The sequence below is a fragment of the Novosphingobium profundi genome (assembly GCF_018491765.1).
GTDB classification, from domain to species: domain Bacteria; phylum Pseudomonadota; class Alphaproteobacteria; order Sphingomonadales; family Sphingomonadaceae; genus Novosphingobium; species Novosphingobium profundi.
In genome coordinates this window covers 236,425-258,850 of record NZ_JABWCU010000010.1, presented here as the reverse complement: position 1 = coordinate 258,850, position 22,426 = coordinate 236,425, and the positions used below count along the sequence as shown (strand labels likewise).

General features: G+C 67.1%; 16 protein-coding genes. 7 read left to right on the top strand and 9 right to left on the bottom strand.

Annotation, left to right across the window (positions count from 1 at the left end; genetic code table 11):
- Positions 1 to 303: 303 nt before the first annotated feature.
- Positions 304 to 561: a hypothetical protein gene (locus HT136_RS13435; RefSeq protein WP_214200291.1), complete on the top strand. Its 258-nt coding sequence runs from the start codon at positions 304 to 306 to the stop codon at positions 559 to 561.
- A 73-nt stretch (positions 562 to 634) separates the two neighbouring features.
- Positions 635 to 1,963 carry an MFS transporter gene (locus HT136_RS13430; protein WP_246543680.1) on the top strand — a complete coding sequence of 443 codons (1,329 nt, stop codon included), beginning with the start codon at positions 635 to 637 and terminating at the stop codon, positions 1,961 to 1,963.
- Between the two features lie 22 nt (positions 1,964 to 1,985).
- Here the strand turns inward: HT136_RS13430 and HT136_RS13425 are convergent, their stop codons facing one another.
- The 3 genes from HT136_RS13425 to HT136_RS13415 form a co-directional block, all read right to left on the bottom strand.
- Positions 1,986 to 4,718 carry a glycosyl hydrolase gene (locus HT136_RS13425; protein WP_214200290.1) on the bottom strand — a complete coding sequence of 911 codons (2,733 nt, stop codon included), beginning with the start codon at positions 4,716 to 4,718 and terminating at the stop codon, positions 1,986 to 1,988.
- Positions 4,705 to 7,683: a TonB-dependent receptor gene (locus tag HT136_RS13420; RefSeq protein ID WP_214200289.1), complete on the bottom strand. Its 2,979-nt coding sequence runs from the start codon at positions 7,681 to 7,683 to the stop codon at positions 4,705 to 4,707. Before HT136_RS13420 ends, HT136_RS13425 begins: the two co-directional genes overlap by 14 nt.
- Before the next feature lie 169 nt (positions 7,684 to 7,852).
- Positions 7,853 to 10,102, bottom strand: a complete 2,250-nt coding sequence (locus HT136_RS13415; protein WP_214200288.1) for a glycoside hydrolase family 88 protein — start codon at positions 10,100 to 10,102, stop codon at positions 7,853 to 7,855.
- 191 nt (positions 10,103 to 10,293) lie between these two features.
- Between HT136_RS13415 and HT136_RS13410 the strand changes: the two genes are divergently transcribed.
- Positions 10,294 to 11,580 (top strand): glycoside hydrolase family 28 protein, encoded by a 1,287-nt coding sequence (locus tag HT136_RS13410; RefSeq protein WP_214200287.1) that lies wholly within the window; start codon positions 10,294 to 10,296, stop codon positions 11,578 to 11,580.
- A gap of 17 nt (positions 11,581 to 11,597) precedes the next feature.
- On the opposite strand, the gene HT136_RS13405 is transcribed toward HT136_RS13410, so the two are convergent.
- Together HT136_RS13405 and HT136_RS13400 are read right to left on the bottom strand one after the other, a co-directional pair.
- A complete protein-coding gene (locus HT136_RS13405) occupies positions 11,598 to 13,115 on the bottom strand; it encodes a glycoside hydrolase family 28 protein (RefSeq protein WP_214200286.1) in 1,518 nt (505 codons plus the stop codon).
- Between the two features lie 226 nt (positions 13,116 to 13,341).
- The gene (locus tag HT136_RS13400; RefSeq protein WP_214200285.1) at positions 13,342 to 14,763 is read right to left on the bottom strand and encodes a family 43 glycosylhydrolase; all 1,422 of its coding nucleotides are present in this window, start codon (positions 14,761 to 14,763) and stop codon (positions 13,342 to 13,344) included.
- 269 nt (positions 14,764 to 15,032) lie between these two features.
- On the opposite strand from HT136_RS13400, the gene HT136_RS13395 reads away from it, so the two are divergent.
- Entirely contained in the window at positions 15,033 to 15,263 is a 231-nt protein-coding gene (locus HT136_RS13395) for a hypothetical protein (protein ID WP_214200284.1), read from the top strand.
- Between the two features lie 159 nt (positions 15,264 to 15,422).
- Here HT136_RS13395 and HT136_RS13390 read toward each other — a convergent pair whose 3' ends face one another.
- On the bottom strand, positions 15,423 to 17,030 hold the full coding sequence (locus HT136_RS13390) for an arylsulfatase (protein WP_246543679.1): 1,608 nt from the start codon (positions 17,028 to 17,030) through the stop codon (positions 15,423 to 15,425).
- Positions 17,031 to 17,449: 419 nt separating this feature from the next.
- Positions 17,450 to 18,343 (bottom strand): LysR family transcriptional regulator, encoded by an 894-nt coding sequence (locus HT136_RS13385; protein ID WP_214200282.1) that lies wholly within the window; start codon positions 18,341 to 18,343, stop codon positions 17,450 to 17,452.
- 143 nt (positions 18,344 to 18,486) lie between these two features.
- On the opposite strand from HT136_RS13385, the gene HT136_RS13380 reads away from it, so the two are divergent.
- Together HT136_RS13380 and HT136_RS13375 are read left to right on the top strand one after the other, a co-directional pair.
- The gene (locus HT136_RS13380; protein ID WP_214200281.1) at positions 18,487 to 19,434 is read left to right on the top strand and encodes an alpha/beta hydrolase; all 948 of its coding nucleotides are present in this window, start codon (positions 18,487 to 18,489) and stop codon (positions 19,432 to 19,434) included.
- A 35-nt stretch (positions 19,435 to 19,469) separates the two neighbouring features.
- Positions 19,470 to 20,396 carry an alpha/beta hydrolase gene (locus HT136_RS13375; protein WP_214200279.1) on the top strand — a complete coding sequence of 309 codons (927 nt, stop codon included), beginning with the start codon at positions 19,470 to 19,472 and terminating at the stop codon, positions 20,394 to 20,396.
- 72 nt (positions 20,397 to 20,468) lie between these two features.
- Here HT136_RS13375 and HT136_RS13370 read toward each other — a convergent pair whose 3' ends face one another.
- Positions 20,469 to 20,717 (bottom strand): hypothetical protein, encoded by a 249-nt coding sequence (locus HT136_RS13370; protein WP_214200278.1) that lies wholly within the window; start codon positions 20,715 to 20,717, stop codon positions 20,469 to 20,471.
- Here HT136_RS13370 and HT136_RS13365 point away from each other — a divergent pair.
- A complete protein-coding gene (locus tag HT136_RS13365; protein WP_214200277.1) occupies positions 20,716 to 21,546 on the top strand; it encodes a 23S rRNA (adenine(2030)-N(6))-methyltransferase RlmJ in 831 nt (276 codons plus the stop codon). The genes HT136_RS13370 and HT136_RS13365 overlap by 2 nt on opposite strands.
- A 75-nt stretch (positions 21,547 to 21,621) precedes the next feature.
- Here the strand turns inward: HT136_RS13365 and HT136_RS26615 are convergent, their stop codons facing one another.
- Positions 21,622 to 22,407, bottom strand: a complete 786-nt coding sequence (locus HT136_RS26615; protein ID WP_214200275.1) for an energy transducer TonB — start codon at positions 22,405 to 22,407, stop codon at positions 21,622 to 21,624.
- Between the last annotated feature and the right edge of the window lie 19 nt (positions 22,408 to 22,426).

Genomic DNA, 22,426 nt, shown 5'->3' with positions numbered 1-22,426 from the left:
TGGCGGCGCTGGCGGCCGAGCGGCTCATCGCCCGGATCGAGGAGCGCGCGCCGCCCGAACGCCGCCTGCCCACGATGCGGATCGTGCCCGCCGAATCGACCGGCCCCGCGCCGGTTGCCTAGAGCGCTTGCCAGCCATGTTGGATGACTTGGCGGTTCAGAAAACGCGGTAAAACAAGAAACCAGATCGGTCGATTGGGCACAGTCGGATCGAGAACCACTCTGGAGCGCTGCGACCGGCTCTATGCCGTCTCGGTCTGGCCGACCGGGCCGATGACGGACAGCTTCGCGACGGCGAAGGAGCGTGATCGACAAGCCCGTTGTGCCAGCGTTGGCAATGCTGTATTTCCACGGTATGACCACGGCCGACGCGCCTCTCCTTCCCGCTGCCTCCGGCGCCATCCGCATGGGGCCTGAGGACCATGGGACAACCGCGCTGCGCCCGCTCGAGGCGGGTGAGGAGGCGCGAGCCGGAGGTCGTCGGGCGCGAGCGGCGCGCGCGCGCAAGGACATCAACGAGGAACCTGCCATCGGCATCTGGAAACGCGGCGTGACTTTGTAGCGCGCCGCCAAAATCCCGGCCATCAACCGCGCCCGCAAGTGGCGCAGGCCGGGGGGAGAGGAAAGGAGAGGTCTTGTCTGAACTCGAGAACGCGCCCCCGGCGCAGGCGTCCACACCGCTACCCGGTCCCGGCGGGCGCTACCGCTGGACGATCGTCGCGCTGCTTTTCGCCGCCACCGTGATCAACTACGTCGATCGCCAGATGATCGGCGTGCTCAAGCCCACGCTCTCGCGCGAGCTGGGTTGGAGCGAAGGCAATTTCGCCGATGTCGTGTTCTACTTCACGATGGCCTATGGCATCGGCTACCTCGTCTTCGGCAAAGTCATGGACGTTCTTGGCGCCCGCACCGGCTTCGCTGCCTCTTTCGTGATCTGGCAACTGGCGCACATCGCGCATGGGCTGGCGTCGAGCGTCACGCAGTTCTCCATCGCGCGCTTTGCGCTCGGGATCGGCGAATCGGGCAACTTTCCCGCCGCGATCAAGGCGGTGACCGAGTGGTTTCCCGCGCGCGAGCGCGCGCTGGCGATCGGCATCTTCAACGCCGGATCGAACATCGGGGCGATCCTGACACCGCTGCTGGTGCCGGTGATCGCGCTCAACTGGGGGTGGCGCGCGGCTTTCGTCATCACCGGTATCGCCGCCTTCGCCTGGCTTGTGGCCTGGCTCGCGATCTATCGCCCGCCCGCGCTGCATCCCCGGCTTGGCGCGCGCGAGCGCGCCTGGATCGGACAGGACGGGGACATCGGGCTTGCCAAAGTGGGGTGGTCGCAGGTGCTGCGCCGGCGCGAGACCTGGGCCTTCGCGCTGGGCAAGTTCTGCATCGACCCGATCTGGTGGTTCTTCCTGTTCTGGCTGCCGGGATACCTGGGCGAGCGCTACGGGCTCGACCTCGTCAGCTTCGGGCCGCCGCTAGTGGTGATCTACCTGCTTTCGGACGTGGGCAGCGTGGGCGGGGGCTGGGTATCCTCGCGCCTCATCGCGCGCGGGATGAGCGTCAATTCGGCGCGCAAGGTAACGATGTTCTCCTGCGCGCTGGCGGTGCTGCCGGTGCTGGGGGTGCAGTCGGTCGACAGCCTGTGGCTGGGGGTTGCGATCATCGGCCTTGCGACGGCGGCGCACCAGGCTTTCTCGGCCAATCTCTACGCGCTCGTGCCCGATATCTTCCCGCGCGCGGCGGTGGGCTCGGTGACCGGGATTGGCGGCACGGCGGGCGCGCTGGGGGGCATGTGCATGGCCAAGTACGCGGGCTTCGTGCTCGATACGCTGGGCACTTATGCGCCGCTCTTCGCGGTCGCCGGGCTTGCCTATTTCGCCGCGCTGGCCTGCATTCACGTGCTGAGCCCGCGTCTCAACCGGATTTCGCCCGAGGGGCTCGGTATCGCGCCCGGCCTCGCCGGGTGACCGCGCGCCGCGCCCGGTTTCGTCAGGGGCAGGGCGCGGCGACGAGGCGGACCGGCGCGAGCAGGCCCGAAGCTGTCGGCGCGATGCGGTCGGTGTCCTGGTCGGTGAAGCGCTCGCCAAAGCGCGCGGTCAGCGCGCTGCGGTCCGGGCGCGGCTGCCCCGAAAGAACATTCAGCGCGGAATTGGGCGTGGCGACCTCGATCGTGTTCGAACCGACCGCCAACCTGTGTCCAAGGTTGAGGCGATAGGGTGGCGCCCAGAGCGTGCCCGCCGCCATACCGTTGACGGTGACGATCGCGGCCTCGCGCACAGGGGCCTCGATCCGCGCGCGTGGGCGCGCGGGTTCGCCCTCGGGTCCGTCAAGCGCATGGCCGGTGCCGAAGTCGAGCGCCCAGCAGCCGGCCTCTGCGCTCTTGGGCAAAGTCACGTGGCTGGTATAAGTGGCGGTGCCCGAGACGTGGCGCCATTCCGCCTCGTCGGACCACGAGGTGAACGCGCCGAGCGCAACGGGCGATGCGCCGGGTCGTGCGAGCGTCCAGCGCCCCAATACGATTTCGCGCGCGCTCGGGTTAGCTCCGTGCGGCGCCGCGCCTCGCGCCAGTTGGCCGGTGACGAGGACGCGGCTTTCGTAGGGCGCCAGATCGAGCGTCGCGGGTCCCGGGGGAAGCGCCGCGCGTGTCCCTGTCATCGGATCCCACCAGGCGGCGGGTCCAGCGGGAGGCGGCAGGCGCAGGTGCAGCGGGCGATTGGTGGTGTTGACGAGGAACAGCGCGTCGCCCTTGGCGAGATGCCGCCGCACGAAGCCCAGGCCGGGCTCGGGCTCGGGCGCGGCAAGGGCCAGGTCGGGCGGGCTTGCCGCGTGGAGGACCGGCGCCAGCGCGGTCTCGAGCGGGGCCCTGGCGGGCACGACGCGCGTGGCGGGAAGGCGCGCGAGGCGCGCGGCGGCGGCCCTCACCCGGCGCGTCTCCGCCTCGCCAAGCAGGCCGCCCGAAAGCTGGGGGAGCGCGCCGAGAACCACCACGTGCCCGCCCGCTTCGGCCCAGTCGGCGATGGCCTCGAGCGCTTCGGCGTCGATCCGCTCCAGCGCGGGCAGGACGAGGACGCGAAAGGTCGGGCGACGGCTCTTGATCGCCCCCGCATCGACGAAGTCGAAGCCGTAGCCCGCGTCGAGCACGGCCGGCACCAGCCCCTTGGGCAGGTGTTCGCGCAAGGCTTCGTTGATCGAGGTCGCCTCGGGGGTCATCGCCGCCATGGCGTCCTCGGTGGGCAGGTAGATCGCAGCGGAATTGGCGGGCTCGCCCTGGCGCAGCAGCCAGGACAGACGCGCCAAATAGGCGGTGACGGCGGGCATCGCGGCGTACCAGGGGTTGTGGTCGTTGAGTGCGGCGGCGGCGTAGAAGGCCCAGCCCGGCTCGGGCACGCCGGGCGCACTGTAGGGCCAGCCATGGCCGACGAGCTGGGTCACGCCTTGCAGGAAGTGGCGGTCGGCCTCGACTTTCATGTCGAGCGGGGTGGCCGCCCAGGCAGGCGAATGAAGCCAGGTCCAGACTTCGGAGGAGACCACCGGCTTGCCGTAAAGATGTGCGCCCGAGGTCGCCCAACGGGTGGAGGTGAAGTCGCGCCAGTCGGCCCCTTCGCCCTCGGGGATGGCGACGAGCCGGTTGCTCGACAGCGTGGGCGGGGGGTAGCCGTAGACTTGCGCGCGAAAGCGGGTGCCATGGGCGCGGGCCCAGGCATCGATCGGGGCGAGGTAGCGCTCCTCGACCAGTTCGGAGAGCGTGCGCGCCCAGTCGAAGCGCACGCCCGCGCTCTCGGGAAGGTCGAGGAACAGCGCTGGCAGGTGGGCGAGAAGGTCGTAGCCGCGCCGCTTGCGGAATTCCTCGGGCAGGTCGGGCGTCCAGCTCGCGCCATAGGCCTCGAGGCTGTCGGAGAAGACCGCATCGGGCGGGGCCTCGCCCGCGAAGGCGCTCAGCAGCGGCGCGCCGACCTTGGCGAGGTGGAGCTGGACGGCCGTGGCACTGGCATGGTCGATCACCAGTCCTTCGGCGCCGAGCGCCGCGCGCTTGACTTTCTGGCCGGTGTGCCCGGCAATGAAGAACAGCGCTTCGCCCGATTGCTTCGCGGGGGGCAGGACGAGTGGGGCCTCGCCCGGCGCGAGTGCCAGGGGCTCGGGCGGTCCGGCGCCCAGCCGTCGCGCGGCGGACAACAGGTTTTCGCCGGGAGCCAGCTTCGGGCGCGCGACCGCGTTCTGCCCTGCCGCGAGCGGCGCGCGCTCCAGGCGTACGAGCGCGGAGGCGGCGGCGAGCGTGACGTGGGGCCCGCCAAAGGGCCATCCGCTGCCCAGCGTCACATCGACGCGCAGGCCTTGCGCGCGTCCCGTCTTTGCCGCGTGGCGCAGGCGGGCAAGGAACTGGGGGGAAAGATAGCGCAGGTTCTCCGGCGCCCCCGGGGCTTCGCCGAGCGTGAGCGGGTAGACGGGCTGGACCTCGAAGCCGCCGAAGCCGCCTTGGCGCATCGCGGTAATCTCGCGGTCGAGTTCGACGTCGGTCACCGCCGGGCCGAACCACCACCAGCGCACCAGCGGGCGGGCTTCGGGGGGCGGGGTGACGAAGCTCGTCCATACCGGATCGTCCTGCCCGTGCGCGCTTGCGCCCGTCAGGATCAGCGCAAGTGCGCCGGTGGCGCCCAGGACACTACCTGGACGCCACCGCGGCAAGCCGGAGCGCAGCGCTCCGGCCCGCTCAGAAGCGCGCATTCACACCGAAGGTGAACGTGCGCCCGACGCGGGTCTGGAACAGCGTGTCGTTGCGCGTGCTGTCGATGTAGAGGCGGTTCTGCTCGTCGGTGAGGTTGGTGCCCTCGACAATCAGCTTGAAGTTCTCGGTGATCGCGTAGGAGGCCGAGGCATCGACGTAGATGGTCGAGGAATTGCCCTGGATGTCGCTGCCCGGCGAGGCGGGGATGCCGCGGATGAAGGGGCCGCGGTAATTCACCGTGCTGCGGATCGAGAACTTGCTGTCCTCGTAATAGAGCGTGCCCGAGGCGGTTTCCTTGGAAAGGCCGACGAGGTCGTCCTTGGTGCTGACGGTGCAGACACCGTCGACGCTGGTCAGGCAGTACTCGATTTTCGAGGTCACGTAGGTGAAGTTGCCAAGAACGCCGAAGTGGCCGAAGAACCCGTCTAGGAAGTTGAACGGGACCTGCGCGTTGAGCTCGATACCCTTCAGCTTGCCGCCCGGCGTGTTGACCGGACGCGTGATCGTGAAGAGCTCGGTGGGCAGCGTGTTCGAACCGTCGAGCAGCGCGTCGGGCAGGCCCAGTTCGTTGAAGGGGACCTGCGAGCTGATGCTCTGGATATAGGTTCCGATGTCCTTGTAGAAGAACGCGGCCGAAAGCAGCGAGCCGGGGCGGAAGTACCATTCCACCGCCGCGTCGAAGGTCTTGGCGCGGATCGGGTCGAGGTAGGGGTTGTTCACCGTGCCCGAACGGGTGATCGGGTTGACGCCGCTGGTGGGGGTGAGCACGCCGAGTTCGGGGCGCGACATGACCTCGGCGGCCGAGAAGCGCAGGAGCAGGTTGTCCATCGGCTCGACCACGATGTTGGCGGACGGCAGCCAGTCGTCGTAGCTGCGGTTGACCGAGGCATACTGGCCGACGACCCCGGTCGGCGAGGACGAGTCGGCCACGCGGATGTAGCCCGAGGAGAACTGGTTGGTCTTCACGTAGCGCACGCCCGCATCGCCCCGCACGCCGAAGCCGAGCGCGTCGCTGAAATCGAACTTGACCATGCCGTAGGCGCCGAACTCCTCCTCGCGCACGAGCGGGTTGGTCGCGCCGCATTCGACGCCGCAGGTCGCGAAGTCGGCGATGCCGAAGGTGTCGTAGAGGTCCTTCCAGTCGAGCACCGCCCAGCTCGAGGGGGCGCCATGGCCCCAGAGCTTGTCGAGGCCGGTGATCTGGCGGGTGATGTCGGCGAGCGAGGTGCCGGCAGGCAGGTTCTGCGTGGTGAGGTCGGCGGTGTAGTAGCTGGTCTGGGTCGTCGCCTGGCGGCTGCGCCGGTACTGCCCGCCGAACTTGAGCTTGAACGTGTTCGAGAGATCGTAGTCGGCGTTGAACTCGGCGGTCATGCCGTCGGTCACCACCGATTGCGGCTTGCCCTGCAGGTCGATGCCGCCGGTCACCACGCCGCCACCCGGCGAGGCGCCGTACTGGTAGGCATTGGGATCGCTGACGTCGAAGCCGTAGGTGATGTTGGGGGTGGAGGCGCCGTTGCCGAAGTCGAGCGCGAAGCCGTCCACGTCGAGCGCGTCCATGTAGTAGCGGAAGCGGATCTTGTCGTCCCAGCGCGACTGGTTGAGGCCGAACATGCCCGAGACGCGCAACCTATCGTTGAACTGGTGCGAGAAGTTGAGGTTGGCCTGCTTGAAGGTCGAGCTGAACTCGGAGTGGAGCGATTCCGAACGCACATCGACCCCGTCGAGCAGCGCGTACTGCACCGAGCCGTTCTCGTCGAGCGTCACGTCGCGCAGCGACATCATCGGATAACCCTGGTTCGAGGCCGAGCGGCCGAACGAGATCGCCTCGATGTAGTTGTCATCGCGCGTGACGTTGAACTTGGAGTACATCAGGTCGAGCGAGATGTCGGTGTCGTCGTCGGGCTGGTACTGCAGCGAAAGCGTGCCGCCGATACGCTCCTGGTTCTGCTGGGAATCCGTGTAGCGCGGGATGCGCGGGAAAAAGGCGCCCGAGCCGGGCGTATCGGGCAGATCGTCGCGGCGGGCGTTGTAGACGGTGTTGTAGGCATCGACGGAGCCGGTGCGCGGGTTGCCGGTCGAGCAGTTCGCCGCGTCCGCTCCGGTCGTCGCGCTTGTCGCCGGGCTCTGCGGGGTGACGCCGAGCGGCGAGCAGAACATGCCGTTCTGGTTCGCCGAGAGGATGTCGACCGCCGAATAGCCGACTTCGCGAATGTGTCGGCGCTGGTAGGCCCCCGAGGCGAGGATGCCCAGGCCCGTATCGCCCAGCTTGTAGGAAACGAGCCCCGACATGCGCGGGTCGACCCGCTTGGACACCTCGTTGTAGACCCCGCGCGCGGTGGCGCTGAGCACGAAGTCGTCCGCATTGTCGAACGGGCGCGGGGCGGCGAGGTCGACGGTGGCACCGAGCGAGCCTTCCTCGACATCGGCCGAGGGGGTCTTGCGCACGGTCAGTGCGGAGAAGATCTCGGTCGGGAAGACGTTGAAGTCGAAGCTGCGGCCCGAGTTGCCCGCGCCGTAGATGTCCGAGGAGCCGGTCTGCGCAGTGCCTTCCATGCCGTTGATGCGCACGCGCGTGAACTGTGCCCCGAGGCCGCGCACCGAGATGTTCTTGCCCTCACCGCCGTCCCCGCGCGCAAGCGCGACGCCGGGGATGCGCTGCATCGATTCCGCAAGGTTGGAATCGGGAAACTTGCCGATGTCCTCGGCCTTGATCGTGTCGATCGCGGCGGTTTCCTCGCGCTTGTCGGCGAGCGCGGCCTGGAGTGAGGCGCGAAAGCCGGTGACGATGATTTCGCGGGCCTGCGTATCGTCGAGATCGCCGCTCGGCTGTTCCGGGCTGCTAGCGCTGGCATTGTTGTCGGCAGATTGCGCCGAAGCGGTCTGCGCGCAGAGACCGGCGGCGGTGATCGCAAGAATGGACGTGCAATAACGGAAGATAGACGTGGTGCTGCTCTTGCCCCGCATAGGTGGCCTCCCCTTCCCAATGTTCCATATTATGGTATTTGCAACCAACATATAGGGTTTATAGCGCGTTGCCAAGATCATTATCGATCAGCCCTGAGCGATCCTGCGCGTCGGTTTCGTCCGGCCGCCTCGCGGGCCAGGCCGTCCCGATCTCGCCGACGATGATTGGTCAGGGCCGGCCCGCCGCAGGCGGCGCGAAGTCGGGCGTGCTGGTCGCGACATAGGCCTGCCAGGCGCGCTCGTCGTGGAAGTCGAGGCTCTTGCTCCAGGTCGAACCCATGTAATAGACGAAAGGCTTGCCCGGCTCGACGCGCAGCACGACGAGGTGGTTGTCGTAGTCGTCGACAATCTCGGCGATCATCGCGGGATCGACCATCAGGGCAAGACCCATCGCGCCCTTGTCCGGGTCTTCGGGCGTCCAGAGCGTGAAGCGACCGCTTGCGGCATCGGCGACGAAATGGCCGCGCCCCGCCTCGGTCGGCGCCTTCTGCAGTCCGATCGCGACGAGCAGGGGGGCCTTGCTGTCCGAGCCGATGGTCGAGACCATGCGCGTGAAGTTGCTGCCGAGCGGCAGGGTGAAACGGCGGGTTTCCCAGACCTTGCGCGCGGTGCCGACCGGCCAGGGGGCATAGTCGACGGTGAAGTCGGCGACCTCGGGCCCGTCCTTCAGGATGCGGTAGGCCGACCAGTTGCGCGAGGTCCACAGCTTGTGGTCCTGCCAGATGCCGAGCCCGGCGGCGCCGCGCGAGGTGCCCACGTTGAAGAAGTCGATTCCCTCGCCGTGAAAGTCGTGTTGCTTGCCGGTCTTGAGCTGGCGCTCCATGAAGGGCCAGACCACGTTCTTGCCCCAGGCGTCGATGCCCGAACCCGAGGGCGGCTCGAACGCCTCGAGCGCGGGGCCGTAGATGCGGTGCGCGGTGCGGTCGTTCTCCCACAGGATGTCGTCGTAGCGATAGGGGGCGAAGCGTACCGAGGCGCGCGCGGTGCGATCGGCGGGCGGGGCCAGCTGCAGGGTCACGCGCGGATTGACCACGCCGTCGGCACGCGGGGGAGAGGCTTCGCCTGCCGGGCGGGCGCCGGGCATGTCGCGGGCAGGTTCGAAGGCAAGTTCGTAGACCGCGCGGCGTTCGGCGCGGGCGCGTTCGTGGTCGGCGGCCTGCGCCGCGTCGCGCGGGCCTGCGGCGGGGCGTACCCTGGGACCATCCCATATCGCGCGCGCGGGCAGGGGCGCCTCGGCCACGGGGAAGGACTGGACGGGTGCACCCAGCTTGCGCACCTCGAGGCCCGCCAGCAGCATCGCGCCGGTGCCGTAGAGCGCGTGGTCCTCGGCCCGCGCGGGCCAGGGCTGGTCGCCGGTGCGCTGCGCGAAGCCGAGCAGGCCGTCGGGCTGGACCGCCCCCTCGAGCGCCGACCAGCCGCGCAGGACCACCGGCAGGTAGCGCTCGCGCTCAAGCACGCCGTGGTTGATGCCCCAGGCCATCGCGTAGACGAAGAAGGCCGAGCCGGTGGTCTCGCCGCCCGGCGGATCGTTGCCGTCAAGCAGGTTCGCGCTCCACAGCCCATCGGCGTGTTGCAATTTCGCGAGGCTCTCCGCCATCGCGCGCAGCGTCTCGATGTAGCGCGCGCGGGTGGGAAAATCGGCGGGCATCGCCTCGAGCATGCGGGGCAGCGCGCCCATGACCCAGCCGTTGCCGCGCGCCCAGAACACCGGCGCGCCGTTCGCGGCCTTGCGGGTACGAAAGCGTTCGTCGCGGAAATAGAGGGCGTGCTCGCGCGACCAGAGCCGTTCGTACGTGCGCCACCACTGCGTATCCGCCGCAAGCAGATAGGCCGGATCGCCGGTCTGCGCCGAGAAGCGCGCCATGACCGGGGGCGCCATGAACAATGCGTCCGACCACCACCACACGAGCCGCGCGGGGGCCGGATCGAGCGTGAGATAGGGCAGAGTCCAGTCAAGCCGGGTGCGCAGCGCGGCGATCGCGCCCGGCTCGCCGGTGCTTGCGTAGATTTCCTCGTAGGTCTCGCCGATCGCGATGTTGTCCGCATCGAGGCGGGTGTGGTCGCTGTACGCGCCGGGCAGCGCGTAGTTGTAGTGCCCCGCCACCTCGCGCAGGAATTGTGCACCTTGCGCGGCCTGTGAGACCCGTTCGAGGCGCCCGAGCCCGGTGTAGAAGGCCGAGGCGACCCAGTTGACGGTGGGATCCTCGACCGCGTTCGTCGCCAGTTCCATCCGACGTGCACGCAAGACCGCGATCTGGGCCTTGGCGGTGCGTTCCAGGAGGGCGAGCACATGCGCCGGATCAGGCAGTGGCGCGTTCGCACGGGACGCCGTTGCAGGCGCCTTTGCGGAAGCCGGCTGTGCGGCTGCAGGAAGCGGGGCGAGAAGGGCGCAGGCTGCAAGCAGGCGTTTTGTGTTCATCGCTATTCTCCCTGGAAGCGCAGGATCTTCGCGGGAGGCGGCGCGCCTTGTCCGGTTGCGCCGTGCCAGTGGCCCTCTCCACGAAATCCCATTTTATGCTACAAGATGCTACAATATGGGCTAACGTGGAGCAAATCGGAAATCGGCGTGCGGCCCGCCAAGGGCCGCGCACGGTGCAAAGGAGAGGGACCATGCCCACAAGCCGACGCGGCTTTGCCGCGCTCCTGGCGACAGGCGCCGTGCTGGGCGGAGGCAATGCGACGCCGTTCGGCCGTTCGATCCGCGAATTCGGCGCGCGCGGCGCGCCCGGCGTGATCGACACCGCCGCGATCCAACAGGGCATCGATACCCTCGCCGCGCGGGGCGGAGGTAGGCTGGTGGTGCCGGAAGGGACCTTCGTCAGCGGGGCGCTGTTCCTGCGCCCGGGCGTCCACCTCCATCTCGCGCGCGGCGCGGTTCTCAAGTGCACCAACGACATGGCCCATTTCCCGCCGCGCCGCACGCGCATCGAGGGGCATTTCGAGCCGAGTTTCACCCCCGCCCTCATCAACGCCGAGGGCTGCCACGGGCTGCGCATCAGCGGGGAGGGCGTGCTCGACGGTTCGGGACGGCCGGTCTGGGACGAATTCTGGCGCCGCCGCCGCGCCGCGCGCGATCCGCATGATTTCGCCAACACCAGTCTTCCCCGCGCGCGGCTCGCGTTCATTGCGAACAGCCGCGACGTCGTGATCGAGGACGTGACCTTTCGCAATTCGCAGTTCTGGAACCTGCACCTCTACGCCTGCGAGGACGTGCGCGTGCGCCGCGCGCGCTTCACCGTGCCCGACAACTACCCCCAGGCGCCGAGCTCGGACGGCATCGACATCGACAGCTGCCGGCGGGTTCTCGTCGAGGACTGCTATTTCTCGGTCACCGACGATTGCATCGCGGCCAAGGGCTCCAAGGGCCCCCATGCGCGCGAGGACAAGGCGAGCCCGCCGGTCGAGCAGGTCCACGTGCGCGGCTGCCACTTCCGGCGCGGGCACCACGCCTTCGCCTGCGGCAGCGAGGCGACGGTGGTGCGCGACGTGCTTGTCGAAGACTGCCGGGTGAGCGGGGCGATGGTGCTCGCGCAGTTCAAGCTGCGCCCCGACACGCCCCAGCTCTACGAACGCATCGTCTTTCGTGCGATCACGCTCGACAGCGATGGCGGGGCGCTCATCGCCGCCGAACCCTGGACCCAGTACCGCGAGGCGCTGCCCCCGCCGCTGCCGCAATCGTGCCTGCGCGCGGTCACGCTGGCGGACCTGCGCGGGCGCTTCGGGTCGTTCGGCGTGCTGCGGCCCAATCCTGGCCAGACGCGCATCGAGGACATCGCCTTTCGCGATATCGACGTTGAGCTTGGCGATCCCGCGCTCGTGGCCGATGATGTCGCGCGCCTTTCCTTCACACGGGTGCGGGTGAACGCGAAGGAGAGAACCGCGCCGCTCCCGCGCTGATCGGGGGCGGCGCTGGGTCATGTGCAGACCGCCCAGATGCCGCAGTGGATGCTGTCGGCTCCGGGCAGCGAACGCAGGTAGTCCCGGGTCCAGGTGCGCCCGGCCACCACGACGTGGTCGAGCGCGATCGGTTCGACGTCGACGGTCACCGAAGGGCTCTCCTCGCGCGCGACGGTGATGTTCGCAAGGCTGAGGTCCTCGACCGGCGCCTCGGGAAGTCCCCGCACGACAAGCACGCGCCCGGTCGTCCCCACCGTGCAGTCGCGCGCGGATACGTGGGCGACATGGGGAACATGGCCGCCGCCCTCGCCCTCTTCGTAAAGCATCCATATCTGCAGGAAGGCGTTCTCGACCGTGCGCGCCGTGACACGGCGGACGTGGACCTCCTCGACGCGCCCGCCCCGATAGCTGTTCGACTTGATGAACAGCGCGCGGGTCAGGTTCGGGCTGTCCATGCGGCAATCGTGGACGAAGACGTTGCGGATGCCGCCGGTCAGTTCGCTGCCGAGCGCGACGCCCGCGTGCCCGTCCTTCATCAGGCAATTGCGGATGACGATATCCTGGCAGGGGCGGGCGAGCCGCCTTCCGTCGGCGTTGCGGCCCGACTTGATCGCGATGCAGTCGTCGCCGGTGTCGAAGATGCAGTTTTCGATCAGCACGCCATCGCAGGATTCGGGATCGAGGCCGTCGTTGTTGGGGCCGTGGCTGGAGCAGGTCACCCCGCGCACGGTGACATGGCGGCATTCGACCGGGTGGAGCTGCCAGAACGGGGCAGCGACCACGGTGACGCCCTCGATGCGCACCCGCGTGCAGCGGTAGGGCTGGAACAGGGGTGGGCGCAGGCGGTTGCCTTCGCCAAAGACGCGCTGGGCCACCGGGGTGCCCGCCTCGGCCAGGGCGAAGAGCCGGGCCCGGTCGGCGGCTTGATATTCGCTTTCGGGCAGGCCCTTGGCGCGGTCCGCGGCAAGGCCCTTCCACGGCCACCAGTGCGCGGCGTCGGCGCTGCCGTCGATCACTCCTTCGCCGCTCACCGCGACGTCTTCCTCTTCGAAAGCGTAGATGAGGGGGTGGTTCCCCATCAGTTCGACGCCCTCCCAGCGGGTGAAGACAGGCGGCAGGTAGCGCCCGGGCTCGGGCAGGAATTTGAGCCGCGCGCCGTGCGGAACATGCAGTTCCATGCGCGAGCGCAGACGGATCGGGCCGCAGCGCGTGACGCCTTGCGGCAGCACGATGCGGCCACCGCCCGCGTCCTCGCAGCGGGCCAGCGCCTCGGCGATCGCGGCGCTGTCGTCCTCGCCGCCCGTGGCCTGCACGGGAAAGTCGCGGCGGGGGATGCGCGGTTCCTCGATCGCGGCCACGATCGCCTCGGCGCGGGCGCCGAAGTCATCCCCGGCAGCGGCATCGGCGCGCGCGAAAGCGCGCGGGATCGGGCCGAGCGTGGCACAGGTCGCAGCGGTAACGAGCAGTCCGCGCCGGGTTGCCACAAGGCTGTCGGGCGTTGTCGGATCGCAAGCGCGGGGCGTGCGCTGGTACATGGCCTCTCCTCCCGTCCGCGGTTGCGGATCGCGTGGTCCTGCACGGGTGTGCCGGGTCTCGTGGGGTGTTCTAGCGCCGGGGGGAGGGCGGCTGTCAAGCAATTATGCCAGCGCTGGCAAATGCAAACGTCTGCTTCGGTGGGCAGGGATTTGATCGGCCCGATAGCCGCGAGACCCGTGAGGCCCGGAACCGCGAATGGAGGCCAAAACAGCGCGAGGTTCACCTTCAATGGCGCACGTCGAGACCTTCGAAGGCGATTGCATGTCCGCTGCTGCCCGAGCGCGCGCCGCTCTTGCTGACCCAATACCATCCCTCTCCCACGACGCCGAGGCGCAGTGTGTAGGTTCCCGATGGAAGCCGGGGGGTCACGAACCGGACACTGGATACGGGATACTTCGAATACATGTCGAGCGTCGCGCGAAGCACGATTTCGCCCTGCGCGTTGCGCAGCGTGACGTGCGCATAGCCGCCGTCGGGTCGCGCCACGGCACGAAGCCAGGCCTGCGTGCCGCGAAACGTCACTTCGAGAGCGGCATCGCGCTCGCTTGTGAACCTGTGGGGGACAGAGCCCGGCGCGCCGGTTTGCCACTGTCCGATGTACCGCACCCGGGCATCGCCGGCACCGATGGTGCTGGACGGTTTTCGCACCGGCGCGGCCCTGCCCGTCGCGGTGTCGATCCGCCAGGCATCCTGGAAGCGCGGCATGGCCAGCGTACCATCCTCCACCACCAGGGGTTGCCACACATACGTCGCGGCGCTGGCCTGGCGCGGAAACGACCAGCGATCGCCCATGAACATGTAGGTGACGCTATCGCGGCCCTCGATCGGCAGGACGAAGCTGGTCTGGGAGTTCCAGGTCAGGGTGCCTTGGGGCGCGAAGGCGCCGCGGCGCGTCCAGGGGCCGGCGAGGTTCGTTGCGGTGTAATAGTAGTTGTCGTTGCGCTCCCAGCCCGTGAGGTGCGAGCCGAGGAAATAGTAGGTCGCGCCCTTGCGAAATAGGGCCGGGGATTCGAAGCCTTCGGCCATCGCCCGGTTCACGTGTTGCTCCACGCCGTGGTAGTCGGGGGAAAGGCGGTAGATATCTCCGCCATGCAGAAGGACATAGCCTGTCCCGTCGGCGTCCTGGAAGACACCCATGTCCCACTTTCGGATCGGTTTCCCCTCGAACAGCAAGGGGCCGCGGAAGGTGTAGGGACCGGTGATGCGATCCGCCGTGGCATAGCCGACAAACGGATCGCGGTAATCCCTGGCATCGGCGTGCATGAACAGGACGTATTCGCCCGTCTTGGGCGAGCGCATGACCTTGGGCCGCTCACCGACGCTATCGGGGCCGAGCGCTCCGGAGGCCTGCACGGGGAGCGCGACACTCTCGAAGCGCCAGTTCACCAGGTCGCGGGACGAATAGCAGTTGAACCCGGCGAAGGCGTTGGTCATGTCCCGGTGCGCTTCGCCGAACAGGTAGAATGTGTCCCCTTCGCGCGTTATGCCCGCCCCGTGCGCACTGACGGGGCGGCCGTGTTGGTCGAACCACGGGGTGCCGGAGTGGATCGCCTCGTAGCGTCCGGGTGTAGAGGCGCTGGTTACCGAGGCAAGCAGCACCCCGCCTGCGAGCATTCCCGCCAGACCCTTGGCCTTGCGCGCTGTCATTGCACCGCCTCTCCCTTCGTTCGAACACCGCTCTGTCCCTGCGAGCTTGCACGGCATTTTTCATATTATGGAGTGCAATTGCATATAATGGGAATGGCGCGATGTCGACCCGCGCTTCAAGCCAGGAGTGATCGACGTGTGAACGGCAAGCAAGCGGCGGGGACCGGATCCGTGGTGCTACGCGATCGATCGAGCTTCATGACCTCCATTCGGCGGAAATATCAGGAGGCTCGGCTTGATAAGCCGGCAACAACGGTTAAGCGGCGGGTATGACGGCATCCGAACTCGAACAGTTGCTTGTAACGCGCCTTGTCCGGGAAAGAGGCGGCACCTCCCAGACATGGCGCCGGGCGCTTGGCAAAGTCATCGTGCGCGACGCGAAGACGCATCCCCATTGCAACTGGGAAGTCAGACCGAGCGGCACGGACATGCAGTGCGCTGCGATCGAAAGCGTGCTCGATGACGTGCGCCTTAGATATGCGATAGTGGCTGTCGGCTGAGTTTACGAAAGGGGCCATCGCCCACCCAGGGCCGGGCGGGCGGCGACCGCGCCTGTGCCGGACGTCAAGCAGCTATGCAGTCGCGGTGGATTGCCGGTCTCGGCAATCACCTGCACGCCCACTGTCCGTCCGGCAAATTCCAGGCCTTGTGGCACCCGCTCAGTTCGTCTGCGCGCTGTAGGCCTCATCGAGCATCTGGTCGATGTCCGCATCGAAGCTCTTCTGGCGTGGTGGAAATTCCTTGAGCGTGGCCATGAACTTGCCCACTTGCGCGGCGGCCGGACCGATCGTCCACGAGTGGTTCTCCTGCCACTCGTCGTAACCGCGCGCCTCGAGGAAGCGCTCGAAGGGATCGAGTTTCAGGTTGATGATGTAGGGCGTCACCATCTGCTCCTGCACGCCGTTGAACCACTTGTCCTGTTTCTTGAACAGGAACTTCCAGTCGCCATAGCGTAGCCCGTGGAGCGTGGTTTCGGTGAAGTAGTAGAACTCCTTGCGGTTGGACTTGCCCTGGCCCGACAGCAACGGGCCCTGGTCCACCCCGTCGAGATGGACCTTGTAGGTCATGCTCCCGATCTTCTTGCCGCTCTTGAGTTCGGTGACGAGATTGGGCTGGCCGAGCTTGGACATGATCGTGGGGATCCAGTCCTCCATCGTCATGAACTCGCCGGTGGTGGTCCCTTGCGGGATATGTCCCGGCCAGGACACCATCATCGGCACGCGAAAGCCGCCTTCCCAGCCGCCCACGCCCTTTTCGCCGTGGAACGGCGTGTTGCCGCCGTCGGGCCAGGAATTGCAGGCCGGACCGTTGTCGGTCGAGAACATGATCATGGTGTTGTCGGCGATGCCCAGCGCCTCGACGAGATCAAGCAACTGGCCGACCTGGTCGTCGAGCTGCTGCATACCGTCGGCGTAGAGGCCGTAGCCGGTCTTGCCGTCGTATTCGGGCGGCAGGTTGGTGCGGTAGTGCATGCGCGTGGTGTTGTGCCACACGAAGAAGGGTTTGCCCGCCTTGGCCGCGTCGGTGATGAAGCGTTTGGATTCGGTGAGGAACTCGTCGTCGAGATGGCGCTGGCGTTCCTGGCCGAAGGGGCCGAGGTCCTGCACCTTCTGCCCGCCCTTGCCATCGGACCAGGTGTGGACGACGCCGCGCTGCTGGAACGCGGGGTTGTCCTTGGGATAGTCGTACTGCTCGGGGTATTCGCCTGCGTTGAGGTGGTAGAGGATCCCCATGAACTCGTCGAAGCCGTGCGCCGTGGGAAGATGTTCGTCGCGATCGCCCAGGTGGTTCTTGCCGAACTGTCCGGTCGCGTAGCCGAGCGGCTTGAGCATCTCGGCAAGCGTGGGGTCCTCCTTCTGCAGGCCGAGCTCGGAGCCGGGCAGGCCCACCGTGCTCATGCCGGTGCGGATCGGGTACTGGCCGGTGATGAAGGCGGCGCGGCCCGCGGTGCACGAGGCCTGCGCGTAGTGGTCCATGAAGAGCATGCCCTTCTTGGCGATGCGGTCGATGTTGGGCGTCGAATTGCCCATCATGCCGCGATGGTAGGCGCTGATGTTCCACATGCCCACGTCGTCGGCCCAGATCACGAGGATGTTGGGGCGCGAGGCTGTTCCGCCTTGCGCACGGGCAGGACCGGCAGCGGCAAGCGAACCGACCACCGGCAGCGCGGCGAGAAGGCTCGATCCCACCAGCAGCTTGCGGCGCGAGACGTCGCCAGGCGCGGCGTGCAGAGACGGGGTGGTCGGGGTCGTGGGCGTATCGCTCAAGTGGGTTCTCCGTCGGCGTTTGGCCATCCATTCGAGTGGCTTGCAGGCACAAGGAGTGTGTCGGCCGCGCCCCGAAGACCCTATCAGGTAAAACCCTGAGATCTTGCGCCGCCAGTACTGTTCGCTTGCGAGCCGGACAGGCCATCGGTCAGTGCAATGCGACGAAGGTGCCATTTGCGACCTTCGGCAAGATCGCCCGCCATTTCGAAAAGCCCCGCACGCTGACGTTCGGCGCCTGGCCCGAGGCGACGCTGGCCGATGGGCGTGTGCGCCGTAAGGGGGCCAGGCGCCTTCTTGCGGTCGGAACCGATCCCCCCAAGCCCCAAGGCGCGCATGCCTGCCTCGCTTGGGCGGAAGCGACGTTCCGCTCCTGGGGAATCAGAAGGGCTCCGTCCACGGCGAGAATGGGTCGACCTTGGCTAACCTCGGTGACGTAGAGTATCGATCAACATCGTGAATGCGGCGGATGCATGCCGACGGTGCGGGTAGTAGAGGTGATAGCCGGGCAGGTCCGGCGTGAACCGATCGAGGACCCGGATCAGGCGCCCTTCGTCGAGGTCGCGCTGGACCTGGTCCAGCGGGAGATAGGCGAGACCAAGGCCATCAATGGTGGCATCGCGGATGAGATCGATCGAGTTCAGCACCAGCGGGCCGTCGACGCGCACGCGCGTCTCCCGATCCGCTCCGACGAGACGCCATGCGTTGAGAGTGCCCGAGCTTGGCAGGCGAAGATTGACGGCGCGATGATCGATGAGCTGGGCCGGGGAGGTTGGCGGTGCGGATCGGCTGAAATATTCAGGTGATCCCACAATGGCCATCGGCGTGTCCGGCCCGATGCGGACCGCGATCATGTCCTTGGCGATCTCCCCGCCCAGCCTGACCCCGGCATCGAAGCGATCGGCCACGACATCGGCAAGCCCATAGTCGATGGTGATCTCCACGGTGATGTCGGGGTTGTCGATCAGAAGGCGTTTCATGGCCGGGACCAGAATGGTCTTCGCGGCATGCTCGACGGTGGTGATGCGGATCGTGCCGGTCGGGCGGTCGCGCAAGTCGCTGAGGGAGGCCACGGCCGTATCGAGATCATGCAGCATGGGCCCAAGAGTCGCGATCAGGCGCTCTCCCGCCTCGGTTGGTGCAACACTGCGCGTGGTGCGCGACAGGAGGCGCACGCCAAGCCGCTCCTCGATGCGCCGCACGATCTGGCTGACGGCGGATTGCGCCATGCCAAGACGCGCAGCCGCACGCGTGAAGCTGCGTTCTTCCGCCACGACCACGAAGGTCGCGAGATCGGCGATTTCATCACGCCTCATTCATCACCTCAATGATGAAACCAATACAAATTATCCGTCTAATCGGATCAATCCTGAAGGTCTAGATTGCTTCTTGTCAGCAGGGAGCCGGGAGAGCCGGCCACATGCCGACCAGCGCGGGACGGACCCGCAGGAGACTGGAAATGGAAAAGATCAGCTTCGTCAATTCGAACAACCCGACAATCGTCCTGTCGGCCTTCGTCAATTTCCCGGAGAACTTCGACGCGTCACAGCGCTATCCCGCGATCGTCGTCTCGCATCCTGGTGGCGGGGTGAAGGAGCAGACGGCGGGGACTTATGCCGCCGAGCTCGCGCAGCTCGGCTTCGTCACTATTGCCTATGACGCGTCTTACCAGGGCGAAAGCGGCGGCGCGCCGCGCCAGCTCGAGAACCCGCATATCCGCACCGAAGACGTCAGCGCGGTCATCGACCATCTCTCGACGCTGCCCTACATCGATCCGGAACGTATCGGTGCCATGGGCATCTGCGCGGGCGCTGGCTACACCGTCAATGCGGCCATCCAGGACCGCCGGGTCAAGGCGCTGGGCACTGTCAGCGCGGTCAATATCGGCGCGATGTTCCGCAATGGTTGGGACAACTCGGTCCGTTCGATCGATGCGCTGCCCTATGTCGAGGCAGGCTCGCATGCCCGCACGGCCGATGCGACAGGTGGCGCCATTGCCACCATGCCGCTGGCGCCGATGAGCGAGGCGGAGGCACCGAACGAGGAATTGCGCCAGGCCTGGGAATACTACCACACGCCGCGCGCCGAATACCCTACTGCCCCCGGCTTCGCGACGCTGCGCAGCCTCAACCAGATCATCACTTACGACGCCTACCACATGGCGGACGTCTACCTCACGCAGCCGCTCCAGATCGTCGCGGGCTCCGTGGCGGGCAGCAAGTGGATGAGCGAGGATCTGTTCGACCGGGCCGCCGCATCCGACAAGGCGCTCCATGTCGTCGAAGGAGCCAACCACATGGACCTCTACGATGGCGCTGCCTTCGTCGAAGAGGCGGTTGACGTGCTCGGGGCCTTCTTCCGCGACAGGCTTGCGGCAGCCACTGCCGTCGAAGCCGTCGCACAGTGATCGAGCAGGCCTCGGCCAATAGGCAGGAGAATCCCATGGAAACGGTCTGCATTCGCAATCCCGGCATGTACTGGGACATTGCCGCCAACATCCACGTCCCGCCCGCGTTCGACGCCAGCAAGCGCTATCCCGCGGTGGTGTCCAACCATCCCATCGGCAGCTGCAAGGAGCAGACCGCCGGCAACATCTACGGCGAGGCGCTGGCCCGGGCCGGCTTCGTGGTCATCGTGCCCGATGCCAGCTTCCAGGGTGCGAGCGGCGGAAGCCCGCGCTGGATCGAGGACCCCGAGCAGCGCGTGAAGGACTATCGGGACGTCATCGACTACGCCCAGTCGCTCCCTTATGTGAATCCCGAAAGGATCGGCATCCTCGGGATCTGCGGCGGAGGGGGATACTCGGTGAAGGCGACGATCATCGACAAGCGCATCAAGGCGCTGGTCACGATTACCGGCGTCAATTTCGGACGGCTTTTCCGCGAAGGCTTCAGCGCTTTCGATCCGGTCGCGGCGCTCGAAGGCATGGCCGCACAGCGCTCGACCCAGATCGCGGGCGGCGATGAACTGGTCAATGTCTTCCTCCCCGCCAGCGTGGAAGAGGGCAAGGCCGCCGGCATCACCGACATCGATGTGCTCGAGGCGACCGACTACTATCGCAACCGCTGCGTGGCCCAAGGATCGGGGACCCGCATGCTGGTCTCGCACGGCGCGCCTGCCATCGCCTGGGACGCCTTCGCCTTTGCCGAGACCCTGCTGACACAGCCGATGATGGTCGTGGTCGGGGACAGGCCCGGTGGCTTCGGAGCCTACCGCGATGGCCTCGAAATCCACGGCCGCGCCGCCTCGAAGGACAAGGAGCTGGTCGTCGTCGAAGGCTGGTCGCACTACGACCTCTACGATCAGCCCGAGCCCGTCGGCCAGGCGCTGGAGAAGCTCATTCCGTTCTTCGAGAAGCACCTGGCCTAGGCGAAGCCGGTGTCACACCCGGCAGCGGCTTTATCGCGGTTGCCGGGGTGTGACACCTTCTCGCATGACATTTCAATGTTTGTCCCTGGCAGCAGCGAGACGGAAATCGGATAGCGGATTGTCTGCTCCTGACGTGTGGGGAACGCGTCGGATTGGGGCAGCGCTTGCGATAAGCGCGCTGCCTTCGCGCAACCCCTGCTTCATCTTCAACGTGCCGCGCGGGCGCTGCAAGGGCGGCAATACCGGCGCGGCCACAAGTTCGCTTTGCAGAAGGTCCGCCAGTTCGTCTAAGGGCCGTCCGTAAGGATTATGAACCGCCATGAATTATCGCCACTCCTTCCATGCCGGCAATAGCGCCGATGTCGTGAAGCACAGCCTTTTGATTGCCTTGGTGCGGGCCTTGCAGCTCAAGCCGGGCGCGCTGACTTTGATCGATACCCATGCAGGTTGCGGGCTGTACGATCTTGGCGGCGACGAGGCGCAGCGTACCGGCGAGGCCACGCAGGGTGTCCTGCGGGCATTTGCCGATCCGAGCCCCTTGCTGGACGACTACCGCGCCGCCGTAGCGGCGGTGAATACGGGTGACGAACCGCGTCTGTACCCCGGCTCGCCCCAGATTCTGGCGCAGCTCTTGCGGCCGCAGGATTGCCTGATCCTCAACGAAAAGCACCCGGAAGACGCCTACACCCTGCGCGGCGTGATGCGGGACACGCGCGCGGCCGTGCATGAACGCGATGCCTACGAACTTTGGCTGGCAATGGTGCCGCCCCGCACCGCGCGCGGCGTGGTGGTGGTCGACCCGCCCTACGAGCAGACGGACGAGCGCGCGCGCATCACCGCGACCCTTGCTGCGGCCCACCGCAAATGGGCGCATGGTGTGACGGCGATCTGGTATCCGCTGAAAGACCGCGCCACGCACGGGCAGTGGAAGGAGCGGTTGCGCAAGTTGGGCATCCCCAAATTTCTGGTGGTGGAACACTGGCTTTACGACAGCGATCAACCCGGCATCTACAACGGCGCGGGCCTCTTCTTCGTCAATCCCCCTTATGCGTTCACGCAGGAATTGCCGCCCATGTTGAAAGCGTTGCGCGCGGCATTGGCCCCAGACGGCCATGAAGGGCAAATTCTATCCGATTGGTTGGGACTCTAGGACACATCCTCACCTCGTTTTCTCCCGTAGCGCTTCGGGCAGAAGTATTTCGCGCGCGTTGCAGCCGCCATTTTCCTAGTCGTGCGCGCTATAGACCATCGGCACGAGAAAGCTCAGGCGCATGGCGCGCAAGGCCATGGGCGGGCGGGGAAAGGGGGCCGCCAGGCGGATTTGTCTGACCGCGAGGCGGTCGAGCAGATCGGAACCGCTGCTGCGCAGGATCTCGACCGTGCCGAGCCGACCTCCGGGCGCGAGTGTCAGGCGGGTCATGACCGTGCCCTCGATGCCTTTGCGCGAGAGCTCGCTCGGGAAGCCCTTGTAGCGGCTGATGTGGCGGTGGACGGTTCCGGCGTAATTGCTGCGGGCTTCGTGTTGAAGCGTGCGCTTCGCGCCGCCGGGGGCACCGGCTGCGGCCGCGTTGCCGTGATCCGCAGCCTCGGATTGCGGCGTGGCGGACGGGATCTCGAGAATTGGGCCCGGCGGTAACGGCAGCTGCGTGCGGATGGCAGAGGGCGTCTCGTCGGGGGCGGGCAAGGGGGGCATCGCCGTGGCCTGGCTCAGGCTGATCCGGAAAAGAGGCAATGGAGCTGCCGGCCCATCCTGCACGTGGGGATCGGAGGCGCGGGTGGTCGCGCGGGGCGAGGCGGCATCACGGGAGGACGTCTGCGGCGCGGAAGGTTTCTGAGCGGCTTCGCGCGGGGCGGGGCGGTCATGCGCCAGACTATGTTCCACGACGCGCAGGGCGCTGTCGTCGCCAAGTCTGACCTCGGGCCGCGTGGCGAATTGCAGCATCGCCGCGCCCAGCAGCGCTGCGTGCACCAAGATCGACAGGCCGAGCGAAGCGAAACGTGTGCTACCCACGAGTGGAGCATTCATGCTG